This window comes from Sulfurovum sp. (assembly GCF_041562805.1).
Lineage (GTDB): Bacteria > Campylobacterota > Campylobacteria > Campylobacterales > Sulfurovaceae > Sulfurovum.
In genome coordinates, this window is record NZ_JBFFOH010000065.1 from 1 (window position 1) to 12,394 (window position 12,394).

The following is a 12,394-nucleotide window of genomic DNA, read 5'->3' on the forward strand; positions in this document are numbered from 1 at the left end:
CGGTGGGCCTCTTCGACGAGGGCGTCGAGCGCAGCGGCGGCAATGTCAAAGGCGTCCACCTCGTAGCCAAGACGCGCCAAATAGATGGCGTTGCGCCCCGCCCCGCAGGCAAGGTCGAGTGCTTTGGCGTCGACGGAGGGTTCCACAAACTTTTTAATCATCGCGCTCGCCTCGCGAGGTTTCAGCAGCTCTCTCTTCTTACGGTACTTCTCGTCCCACTTTTGCCGGTCCTGATCTGACATACTCTCTCTCCAAAAATTTCGCATTACGGTTTGCAGCACAACGTGTCTCAACCACCTCAACACAACGCCGCCACGCTTCTTGACATTATTTTACCTAAACACGTAGCATTGTCAATACCAAGATGTTGAAAAATCGATCTGTTTGGAAAAAAGAGCAGAGGTCATCAAATAGCGCTAATGTCCGCAGATTAAGAGCAGTTTGTAAAAAAATTCGTTTAATTCGAGTCATTCGATGATAAAAAAAGAGAAAAGTAAAAGCAGTTTCTAAAAGATTTTTGTTTGAAAGTGGTTGTGGTTGGAGGGTACGATTTCGAATGGTGCCGACACGAGGATTTGAACCCCGGGCCTGCTGATTACAAATCAGCTGCTCTAGCCAACTGAGCTATGTCGGCATCTGAAATCGGAGCGCAAGTATAAGGAGTTTGGTTTTAAAGAAAGATAAAGTGGAGAGGTGTTTTTTAAAAAACGAAAACTTTAGTTTTCAACACTATTTAGCAATAACTACAATTCACAGATTTCATCTGTTTGGCACACAGCTTTTATGTAAAAACTGTATAATCTTTTCAACTATTCACCCTTAATATGGATTCAAAATGGCCTACACCGAGTCAGATACCCGCTCAAAACTTATTGACCCTAAGATAAAAGAGAGTACCTGGTTAGAATCCAACATTGTAAGAGAGTACCACTTCACTGATGGGCGAAAGCTCATCGGTGGTAAAAGAGGTAAGCGCTATTTCGTTGACTACTTACTTACCTACAAAAACACCAACCTAGCCATCATTGAAGCCAAAGCCGAATCTAAAGACCCTTTAGACGGTCTGCAACAATCTATCAACTATGCTCAACGGCTTGCGATTGATTTTGTCTATGCAACTAACGGTCACAAGATTTACGAACACTCCCTTAAAGCTGGAAAAGGGCAGTTCATTGAAAACTTTCCAACGCCTAACGAACTATTCGAGAGAAAGTACGGTACAGCTGCGCCAAAAGCACAAGATGTCATAACGTATCCGTTTCACATTGAGGGGACAATGAAACCCCGTTTTTATCAACAGATCGCTGTTCAAAAAACGATTGAAGCGATTGCAGAAGATAAAAACAGAGTTCTTTTAACACTGGCAACAGGAACAGGCAAGACCTACATCGCTTTTCAAATTGCCTACAGACTGTTTCAGTCCAAATGGAACAGAGACAATGCCGACAGACGACCAAAAATATTATTTCTAGCAGATCGTAATGTACTCAAAGACCAATCCATGAACACATTCAACCCTCTTGAAAAAGATTGTGTTGAAATCAATGGGAAGATCATTAAAAAAAGAGGCGGCAAAGTCCCAACCGCGGGGAACATCTTTTTTGCTATCTATCAATCGATCGCTGAGAATAAAAATAGAGTTATTGAAACGTCCGAAGAAGAGTTAGAAGATGATGTAACAGCCTACTACAAGCAGTACCCATCTAACTTTTTCGACTTAATTATCATTGATGAGTGTCATAGAGGCAGCGCTAACGATGAGAGCAGCTGGCGAGCGATCTTGGACCATTTCGGCGGTGCTGTGCATTTAGGACTTACCGCAACACCTAAACGTGACGACAATGGCAACACCTACAAATACTTCGGTGACCCTATCTATGAGTACTCTCTTAAAGATGGCATCAATGACGGTTTCTTGACACCGTACAAAGTCAAACGAATCCAAACCAACATCGATGAGTACAGGTTTGATCCTAACGACATTATTACCGGCGAGTTGGATAAACAGATCGTTGCGTTAGAACAATTTGAAAAGCAGGTCGTTATTCCAAAACGGACAGAACTCATCGCCAAGACTATTTTGGAAAACATGAATGCTATGGACAAAAGTATTGTCTTCTGTGTAAACCAACAACATGCTTCAGACATGAAAATAGCTATAGACAAGTTTAAAACTATCAAGGACAACAACTACTGTGTACGCGTCACATCAGACGAGGGTGAGATAGGTAGAGACTTTTTAGAGATGTTCCAAAATAACGACAGAGACATTCCCACGATCCTCACCAGCTCCAAAATGCTGACAACGGGGGTTGATGCCAAGAATGTTAGAAATGTTGTTCTTACTGCCCCCATAAAGTCCATGACAGAGTTTAAACAGATTATCGGTCGTGGGACGAGAGTGTTTGAGGGTAAGGACTTTTTTACTATTATGGACTTTGTGGGTGCAACCAACCTCTTTTATGATCCGGCCTGGGATGGTGAAGATGAGTTAACACCACCAAAAGGTAAAACCGGAGGCGGTCAAAAACCTGAGTATCCAAGACCAGAGACAGGTGAAGGCACTACAGAAGAGCCACCTCCACCCTATGGGACTGACAAAGTCACCATCGACATCAAAGGCAAAAAACTCAAGGTCATCAACATCGAGACGACCTATGTCGGCGAAGACGGCATCCCTCTTAAAACAGAAGATTATTTGGAACTTCTCATCGGTGTACTGGGCAAGTTTTACAATGATGAAGACGGCCTAAGAGAAATCTGGAGCAATCCGACAAATAGAAAAGATCTACTCAATAAACTGCGAAAGATGCATATAGATGAAGACCAACTCAATGACCTAAAAGTCATTTTCGAAGCGGAGGATAGCGACATCTACGATGTATTAACACACCTCTCCTTTAACCTTGACATTAAAACGAGAAGTGAGCGTGTCTTCTCAGTGGAGCACGGTGACTTTTTTGAAAAGATCCATAACGAAAAAGCTAAAAAGTTTTTAGAGTTCATTTTGAACAGGTACAGAAAAGACGGTGTCGAAGAGTTGGACGAAGACAAACTAGGGAAACTGGTCGACCTAAGTGGACTGGGAACAGTCAGAGAAGTCGCTAATAACTTTGGCGGGATCCCTCAGATGAGGGATGAATATTTTGCGTTGCAGAAGGAAATTTATAGATGAAAAAATGGAGCATACTATGATATTAGATTATAAAACTAGAGCAAAAGATTTACCATATAGAATAAAAAAAGAAGCAATACAAAAATATATCGGGAAAGAAAATGCTTTTCACAAAGTATTAAAAGACTTACTGCAGAATGTATACCCTGATGCATATATTGAAATTTTACAAGGTGCCGACGAAAAAGGAAAAGATATAGTTTTAAGACAAAAAAATCAAATTTCTGGCTATGAACATTGGGCATTTGTTGTAAAAGCAGTTGAAAAATTAGATGGAAAAGCTGTTGGCAAAAGTGCTGAAATCGTAACTCAAGTTAGACAAGCTTTTAGAACTCAAGCCCAGTTATCTGATATCAATGAACCTGTAACCATTGCTAAAGTTTATGTCGTTAACACTGGTACTATTACAGAAGGAAGCAAAAGAAATCTATTAAATGAAATTGAAGAGGCCCCATTTAAAAACAATGTTGATTGGATTGCTATCGAAAATTTAGTCAAAATGTTTGAAGATAATTATCCGGAATTCTTTTTTAGTGAAGATCTTAAAATTTTATTTAAAGATAGAATGGAAAAAATTGAAAAATTTATTATTGAAGAGAAAGAAGTTAAAGATTTCATAGAGCCGAATGTCAAAAAGTTCACCAAAACAAAACAAGAAATGATTGTTAGTTCAGATGAAAAAAATGACTTAAAACGCATAGGTGAACAAATTTTTGGGAAAAAGGAGACTTTTGACTCTTTTTTGAAATTAGTTATGACTCCACATGGAAAAAAAATTATTTTAACAGGTGATGCAGGCTCTGGAAAATCAGTTCTTGTTTTTAAAATCGTTTTATCATATTTAAATAAATTTATTCAAGAAAATGCTCGTTTAGAATCAAAAGCTATTATTTCTTTGCCTGTTTGTTTTAGGGCAATTGATTTAAAAAATGGGTTACTAGATAATTTCGAAAGTACAATTGAGACTTATTATAGTATAGATAAAACTAATCAAGTAAAAACAATAATTATTGATGGTATAGATGAAGTGAGTAACGAATCAAGAATTCAAATAAAAAATAAAATTGAAGCATATGTAACACTAAAAGACAAATCAATAAATATAGTTTTTACCTCGAGAACTAACTTTTCAGTCATTGATTTATTTGAAGTATATGAACATTATGAACTAATGCCTTATGCCACAAGCCAAGCAATATCATTAATAAAAAAACTGGCAGAACAAAAAAATATTTTAATTACAAACATTGAAAATAGTCTAAAGGAACTTGAAGGACAAATACCTTTTTATCCTCTTGCATTGAAATTACTTGTAGATGTTGTAGAAAAGCATCAAGAAGTCCCAGCATCTATTACTGAACTTTATACTAGATATATTTCTTTAATATTTGGAGAATATAAAGTTGATGTTGAGATCGATAAACTTTTTGAGCCTAAAATAAAAAAAGAATTTTTTTCTTCTCTTGCATATAGTGAATTTTTTAATTTTGATAAAGTTAAAATTTCACGAGAATCCTTTAATTCACATATTGAACAATTTTGTAATACACATACTTTTATTGAGGATGAAAAAGGTTTTTTGGAGAATATAAAACGAACAGCGTTAATAAAAGTAGAAGAAGATGATGTTTACTTTTCTCATAAATCTTTTCTGGATTACTTCATAGCATTATATTTTAAAGAAAATAAAGAAGATTTAGAGGAAGAGGGGAAATTTGACAAAATCTATGAATTGTATAACTTTATAGACTTATGGGAAGATGTTGTCTATTTTTACTTTGGATTAAATACAAAAATTAGAAAACAAGAATATAGAAAACTAGTGGAAAGTATCTCAAGAGTTGAGAATAATCTTGAGAAATACATCAATACTTTTTTTACAGGTAAACTCATGCAATATGCATGGCTTACAGATTCTGAATTTAAAAAAGATAGTATAAATAAATCAATGAATGTTTCATTAGAACTTAAACATGAATTCAATGATATGTATGAACGTGTTTTCAATATAGAGGTACCAAAATTATTAAGTAGCATTAATATGTTTCATATGATTGGACTTTGTTATTCCAGTACTTTTATAAGAAATGAAGTTAAAACTTTAATTGATAAAACTATAATAAGTGGGAATGAAAGTGAAATATTTTTTAGTACATTGTACATATTACATAATTCTAAAACACTAGAATTAGAATATGTTAATAACTCGTTAACGCAACTATTACCTAAAATAGAACAAATGGAACATGTTGAGAATTCAATTCTATTAACAATTATTATTGATATTTTCAATAATAAAAATAAAATTGTAACAAGTGATAAATTGAAAGACGATGTTGAAAGAGTAATTAGAAAAATTAAAAAAAAGTATCCTACCGTCGTAAAATCTTTATTTACAAATAAAAAAAATAATTTCAATACCATCAAAGAGACCTTACTTGGTAATCATTAAATTACAAATTATCAAAAGGTAAAGCTTGGAAAGCAAAATAAACAGAATAACAGACATACTCCGCCGTGACGATGGTATCAGCGGTGCTATGATGTACACCGAGCAGATTTCTTGGATCCTCTTCTTAAAATTCCTCAGTGATTTAGAAGACTCAAAAGCTGACGAAGCGCTTCTCAATGGGCAAGATTATACTTACATCCTTGATGATAAATTCAAGTGGAGCAATTGGGCTTGTCCTAAAAAAGATGGAAAGATCGACCTTATCAATGCCAAGAGCGGCGAAGACCTTTTGGAGTTTGTAAACAGAGAGCTGTTCCCTTACCTCAAAGGGTTCAAGTCTATTACCCAAGACCCGAAGTCCATAAAGTACAAGATCGGTGCTATCTTTGAGTATCTCGACAATCGCATTGCTAACGGGCATACGCTTCGTGAGGTTCTGGACATCATCGATGCTATGGACTTTCACAACCAAGCAGACCTGTTTCAACTCTCACTTATCTATGAAAAACTACTCAAAGATATGGGTAGTGATGGTGGCAATAGCGGTGAGTTTTATACACCTCGTCCGCTTATTAAAGTCATTGCCGATGTTGTGAATCCTCAGGTCGGAGAAACAGTTTATGATCCAGCCGTAGGTTCTTGTGGATTTCTTATAGAGGCGTACCACCATATACGCTATGAAAACTTTGACAAAAAGAAACAAAGGGATCTCTCAACAGAACAGTTGAAGTTTTTAAATGAAGAGACCTTCTTCGGCAATGAAAAAACGCCACTCTCTTATGTCATGGGTGTTATGAACATGATCCTTCACGGGGTGGAATCGCCAAACATCTCTAAGACCAATACACTGACTAAAGACATTCGAGGTTTAGAGGAAAAAGATAGGTTCGATTGTATCCTGGCAAATCCTCCTTTTGGCGGCAAAGAGAACGACAGTATTCAACAAAACTTTCCTATAAAGTCCAACGCGACTGAGTTGCTCTTTTTACAACACATGATGAACTACTTGAAGCTAAACGGTAGATGTGGCGTGGTCATTCCAGAGGGTGTTCTGTTTCAAACAAACAACGCCTTCCAGTCGGTCAAAAAAGAGCTTTTAGAGCGTTTTAACGTCCACACTATACTCAGCCTTCCGGCAGGTATATTTTTGCCTTACAGCGGTGTTAAAACTAATGTAATCTTCTTCGACAGAAACGGTTCGACATCCGACATCTTTTACTATGAGGTGAACCCACCTTCCAAGCTTACTAAAAACAAGCCGATCCAGTATGACCACTTCAAAGAGTTCCTAGATGTATGGCAAGACAGAACACTCACCGACAACTCCTGGATCGTCAATGTCAATGACATTAAAGAGTTTGATATATCGGCTAAAAACCCCAATAAAAATGAAACGATAGAACATAAATCGCCTATCGAATTAGTAGAAAACATTAAACTCAATAACATCGAGATAAATGACTTGATGGATGAGATAGAAGTGCTCCTTGTCGGTAAGGACATCGATGCGTAATATCCGCGAAACGTTACAGACCTTTTTGGAATTTGAAGAGAAACAGCATCATCGGTTTAACTCATGGCGTCACTGTTACAATCATTTTCAAAATGAGTATTTTAAGGAAAACAGTTCCGACGAAACAGCGGCACTTCACTTAGGCTTTTACTTAGCAAGCTGGGGAATGTATAGGGGCTCTACTTTCTTACTACAAAATGATTATACAGTTCATCTTAGTGTTGTACAGATATTAAAAAAACATTATCTTGCAACTGCAAACTTTGATTACGCAGCGATGAGAAGTATTGCAGATGAAATTACGCAGCATTATGAAACACATGCAAACAAAAACGCGAAAGAAAATCGTACCGCTTCTAAAACATTAATTACCAAAATACTCCTGGGAACACTAGGGTGTATTCCCGCTTACGACAGATATTTTATCGATGGTTTATTACTTCAGAATAAAGCGGATAAAAGTAATAAACTTATAAAAAAATTCAATCAAGCCAGCATAGAGGCATTGAACAATTTTTATCAAGAAAACCAGTCAGAGTTTGAACCTTTTGAAGACAAGTATCCTAAGATGAAATTACTAGATATGTACTTTTGGAAAGTTGGATTTGACCGTGGGTGAGTTGTATGAACTCCCTGATGGGTGGGAGTGGAAACAAATTTCTGATGTACTAAGTGATATTAAAACTGGTACTACTCCTCCAAAAAAAGAACAAAAATATTATGATAATGCAACAATTAGCTGGTTGTCTCCATCTGATTTTGGAGAACATAAAGAGTTGTCAAACTCAAAAAATAAAATAAATCAGATTGCGATAACGGATAAAAAAGCAAAAATTTATCAACCTAATAGTTTATTATTAGTAGCAATAGGTGCTACGGTTGGAAAAATTGGTATTATTAGAAGTGAAGCTTCATCTAATCAACAGATTACAGCTATGATGTTTAAAAATAATATTGATGTAGATTTTTCATATTATTGGTTTGTTCGAATGAAACAAAAGATTATTGACAGTTCGTCAGCAGCTACATTACCAATTATAAATCAAACTGGAATTAAATCTTTACCTTTTCCGCTCCCTCCACTTCCAGAACAACAAAGAATAGTTTCTAAATTGGATTTGCTTTTTAAAAAAATAGACAGATCAATAGCCCTGCATCAAAAAAACATGGATGAAGCGGATCTGTTTATGGGAAGTGTTTTGAATAATGTTTTTGGAGAGCTGGAAGAGAAGTATCCATTAAAATCTATTGGAAGTTTTTCAAAAGTTGGAACGGGAGTAACTCCATTAAAAAGCAGAAATGATTTTTATGAAAATGGAAATAAAAACTGGATAACGAGTAAAGCCACTAATAATGATTATGTATATGAAGCCGAACACTTAATTACTGAAATTGCTTTGAATGAATGTAGATTAAAAATTAATCCAATTGGTACTATTGTTGTTGCATTATATGGACAAGGTAAAACTAGAGGACAGGTATCAGAGCTAATGATTGAAACAGCCACAAATCAAGCATTAGCAACAATTTTAGTTGATGCAAATCAATCAATCAATACTTATTTGAAATATTTTTTAAAGAAATCGTATATAGATATTAGAGAAAAAGCAAGTGGAGGAACACAACCTAATCTTAATTTATCTATAATTAAAAATATTGAATTACCACTCCCACCTCTTACAATCCAACAAAAAGTAGTTAAATACTTGGATGAAATTTCAAAAAAAATAGAAAAAATTAAATCCGTTCAAAAAGAAAAAATGGCTAGTCTTACAGCATTAAAGGCTTCTATTTTGGATAGAGCATTTAAAGGAGAATTATAATGGCTGATAAAAATTGCGAAGAGCTCGCAAAAATGGTAGAAGAGAATGACAAAATAAAATTTTTAAATGAAGTTATTCACAACAAAGAACTTGAGTGTGAACTCACTAAATTAAGAGAACAACTAGAAGAGCAAAAAAACACAACAAAAAAGTGGCCTAAAATAGTATGCGCCATCACATGGATAATAATAGGAATTAGTATTCTTTTGTATATTTATAATATGTATGTAAACAATCAACGAATGTCCAGCCAAATTAATGAACTAACTACAAAACAAGTTCAACATACAAAAGACTGTAACTACACAACACCATGAATAATAAAACCATAATTCACTGGTGCTTAACTCCAGTCATTTTGCCAACTCCAGAAAGTCATGACTGTTCCGTCAACAGTTGTCAGTTCAACGCTTTTTTAAACTTACAACAACCATTGCCTAAATTTATACTAAACGATGACAATGGCGATACGTACTGTCTATTTCACACACCTAAAGAGCTCCAGAAAAAACTTAGTACAGATGATGAAGAACGCCAACAGGCTCTACTTGAAGCCTATGTCACGTTCTGTTATTTACATGATATGGACATAGATTTTTCGGGTGTAGTGTTACATGACTTTAAATTCCCAACCGAAGATCGAAAATATAAAAAAGTTAATTTTAGTAGAGCCTATTTTATCGGTTATCCTAACTTTGATGGTCTTCATTGTGAGGAATTAATTTTAGTTGATTGTATTTTTGAAAGAGGCTCCCGGTTCAAAAATGTACAAATAGAAAAACTGAGTTTTAAACCTACAAAAGTTAAAGAAGCTGTTGTTTTTGAAACGGGTGGATACATCGATAAACAGACCGGACTACTCATCCAAAACAACAACGCTTATATTAAAGAAGTAACAGTTTTTAAAAACCATGTCGAGGGAGACGGAAAAGTTTTTTTTGTAGGTTGTAATTTTGAAGAAGCCAACTTTACAAATGGAATGTTAGACAGTTTAGTATTTCAAACATGTAATCTAAAAAATGCACACTTTCTAAACTCTAAAATTGATGAAACAGAATTTAGAAACTGTAGTTTTACTGAAAACTATGAACGACCTTTTTTTACGGAGATTCAAGGACGTACAGAAAAATACACAAATTTATTAGGTGGTATAGCTATTTTTCTTGCAGTCCCGTTCTTTTGGTATACTGGTTTATATGAATTTCTTAATACAGGTCTTATCAATACTTACTTGAGTATTCTTGTAGTTCTAGTAATATGGCCTGCACTAGCATTTATAGCGGCTCCAATCAATTTGTTCTTATATATTTTTAACAAATATATTAATAGACATATAAACAATCCTGTTGAACTAAATAAAATCCAAGCAGGTTATCATATTGCAATTGCAGATGAATTCAAGCTTTATAAAGAGTTATCATATTTAGGAAAAATGTCTCATAACGACCCTTCATTTGAAAAGAAAAAAGATCAAATAAAAAAATCTTTACATGCCCTAACAGCTGCCTATCTGCATTTAACAAAAAATTTCGAAAATACCAAAGATATTCAAACAGCTGGAAACTTTTTTTATTCCCTCCGCTATACTCAAATTGTTTCAGGGCAGCGCGATATCATCGAAATGTCGATATTGTATTTCCATTATGCTGTTAATGGTTTTGGAGAGAGGTTTATTAGACCCTTAATCTGGTTTATGTTGACATTATTCATCGTTAGTATTTCACTAAAACCAAATACACACTATATTCCAACGGAAAATACCCCATATTTTTTATTGCAAGGCTATAAAGAAGATGTGTCATCTTTCAAATATACTACTGGTAATACTAAAGCAATTGCTTCTGTAATGTTAGAGACAAATAGTACACTCTTCAATAAAAAAATCAACCACCTGTCAATTAATATACCACAATTTGACGAAAGCAATCATATCATTCCTATATATTATAGTCTTGCAGGCGTCGTTTCTTTTTTTACACCAGAAAGCAAAAAATGGTTTCAAAACAAGACACCTACTGCAAGCAATCTTCAGTTTATGGAAGGAATTTTTTCTTGGTTTTTTCTTGGTGCATTTATATTAGCAATCCGAAACCGCATTAGAAGACAATAACAATGGAGGAACTAGAAAAGCTTTTATGGCTTCTTGTCGGTGCAGCTATTTCCTACGTTTTACAACGTCTGCACGTTAGAAACAGTGCCAAAGAGACCTTTGCGAGAGAGCAGTTAAAAGAACTCTACATTCCCCTTGACACCATCATGAACGAAGAGTTTTTAATGAATATCGAAAACAGCGATAACCCTGCGAAACGGTATGACTACGCTTATGCACTCATAGAGCTAATCACTAAAAAGAGTTTTTACGCCTCACATAAGTTGAAAGTGGCAGTTCACTTACTTCGTCACCATATTAAAGTGGAAAACAAAGTGTATGGTCACTATAAAAAGCTTGATGGTGATGACAGAAAAGCAGCTGTCTGGACATTTAAGGAAGAAGAGAACGAAACAGAACTTGATAACTTTATACGCATTATCTACGATGACCTCGAACAACTAAAACTAGGTAAGCCATTACAAACACACTACAAAGAGTAGCTACTTTTGTCTCATCAGGAAAACTTTACTTCAAAATGAAGTAATGTTATTCACATTAGTTTTCATTGGACTGCGATAAAACGGCACCCGTTTTTTTTCGGAGATTAACACGTCTCCCCACTGCAGGGGATGCGGATCGTAAAGAGGGCTCCGGTTTTGTCGTTTTTCACTGAGATGGAGCCGTTGAATTTCTGCTCGATGATCTGCTTGGTCATGTAGAGCCCCAGCCCGGTTCCCTGGCTTTTGTGCCTGGTCGTAAAATAGGGGTCGAAGATCTTGTCGATGATGGTTTCGTCGATGCCGCCGCCGTTGTCACTTATTTCGATGACATAGTCCGGACCGTCGATGAACCCCCGGCTTTTAATGACACCCCCTTCTACCCTGTTCGTCTTTATGGCGTTGGCCGCATTTGAATAGATGTTAATGAGCGCCTGCTTGAGGTTGTTCAGATAACCGCTGACCAGTACATCTTTTAAGTCGGTCTCGTAACGGATATTCTTGCCCATGATCGTGCTTTCGACGAGGATCTGCAGTGATTTTTCGACGTCGTGCATGTAGAACGAGTTGTGCTCGTCATCTTCCTGGTAGTAAAAGCGGAAATCGTCGATGGTGTCGGAGAGGTACTGGATGATCTCGCTGCATTGGGTCTGGAATGTCTCAAAGTCAGGCGTACTCCCTCCGCTTTTTTCCATCATCCTCTTGAGCGTCATGTCGGTCAGCAGCAGCCCGAGGGTGTTGAGCGGCTGGCGCCATTGGTGGGCGATGTTGCTTATCATCTCCCCCATGGCGGCGAACTTGTTCTGCTGGTAGAGCATGTTGTCCTTTTGGCGGCTCGCTTC

Annotated in this window: 9 protein-coding genes, 1 tRNA gene and 1 pseudogene; 8 read left to right on the plus strand and 3 right to left on the minus strand. The window is 36.2% G+C overall.

The annotated features are described in order from the left end of the window. Together ABYK33_RS08875 and ABYK33_RS08880 are read right to left on the minus strand one after the other, a co-directional pair. A pseudogene (locus tag ABYK33_RS08875) lies at nt 1-242 on the minus strand (tellurium resistance protein TehB); the annotation flags it as partial. Between the two features lie 315 nt (nt 243-557). Then, nucleotides 558-634: transfer RNA gene (locus ABYK33_RS08880), tRNA-Thr, on the minus strand. Between the two features lie 201 nt (nt 635-835). Here ABYK33_RS08880 and hsdR point away from each other — a divergent pair. From hsdR to ABYK33_RS08920, 8 genes are read left to right on the plus strand one after another with little or no spacing between them, the layout of a single operon-like run. Then, a complete protein-coding gene (gene hsdR / locus ABYK33_RS08885) occupies nt 836-3,175 on the plus strand; it encodes an EcoAI/FtnUII family type I restriction enzme subunit R (RefSeq protein ID WP_373032784.1) in 2,340 nt (779 codons plus the stop codon). Between the two features lie 16 nt (nt 3,176-3,191). Beyond that, nucleotides 3,192-5,627 (plus strand): hypothetical protein, encoded by a 2,436-nt coding sequence (locus tag ABYK33_RS08890; protein WP_373032785.1) that lies wholly within the window; start codon nt 3,192-3,194, stop codon nt 5,625-5,627. A 25-nt stretch (nt 5,628-5,652) separates the two neighbouring features. Next, nucleotides 5,653-7,140: an N-6 DNA methylase gene (locus ABYK33_RS08895; protein WP_373032786.1), complete on the plus strand. Its 1,488-nt coding sequence runs from the start codon at nt 5,653-5,655 to the stop codon at nt 7,138-7,140. Next, nucleotides 7,133-7,759, plus strand: a complete 627-nt coding sequence (locus tag ABYK33_RS08900) for a hypothetical protein (RefSeq protein ID WP_373032787.1) — start codon at nt 7,133-7,135, stop codon at nt 7,757-7,759. Before ABYK33_RS08895 ends, ABYK33_RS08900 begins: the two co-directional genes overlap by 8 nt. Further along, on the plus strand, nt 7,752-8,963 hold the full coding sequence (locus tag ABYK33_RS08905) for a restriction endonuclease subunit S (RefSeq protein WP_373032789.1): 1,212 nt from the start codon (nt 7,752-7,754) through the stop codon (nt 8,961-8,963). Before ABYK33_RS08900 ends, ABYK33_RS08905 begins: the two co-directional genes overlap by 8 nt. Next, nucleotides 8,963-9,280: a hypothetical protein gene (locus tag ABYK33_RS08910; RefSeq protein ID WP_373032791.1), complete on the plus strand. Its 318-nt coding sequence runs from the start codon at nt 8,963-8,965 to the stop codon at nt 9,278-9,280. Before ABYK33_RS08905 ends, ABYK33_RS08910 begins: the two co-directional genes overlap by 1 nt. Then, on the plus strand, nt 9,277-11,073 hold the full coding sequence (locus ABYK33_RS08915) for a pentapeptide repeat-containing protein (RefSeq protein WP_373032792.1): 1,797 nt from the start codon (nt 9,277-9,279) through the stop codon (nt 11,071-11,073). Before ABYK33_RS08910 ends, ABYK33_RS08915 begins: the two co-directional genes overlap by 4 nt. A gap of 2 nt (nt 11,074-11,075) precedes the next feature. Beyond that, nucleotides 11,076-11,555, plus strand: coding sequence for a hypothetical protein (locus ABYK33_RS08920; protein WP_373032793.1), 480 nt, complete (start codon nt 11,076-11,078; stop codon nt 11,553-11,555). A 104-nt stretch (nt 11,556-11,659) separates the two neighbouring features. Here ABYK33_RS08920 and ABYK33_RS08925 read toward each other — a convergent pair. Beyond that, on the minus strand, nt 11,660-12,394 hold a 735-nt coding region (locus ABYK33_RS08925; protein ID WP_373032794.1), incomplete at its 5' end, for a sensor histidine kinase.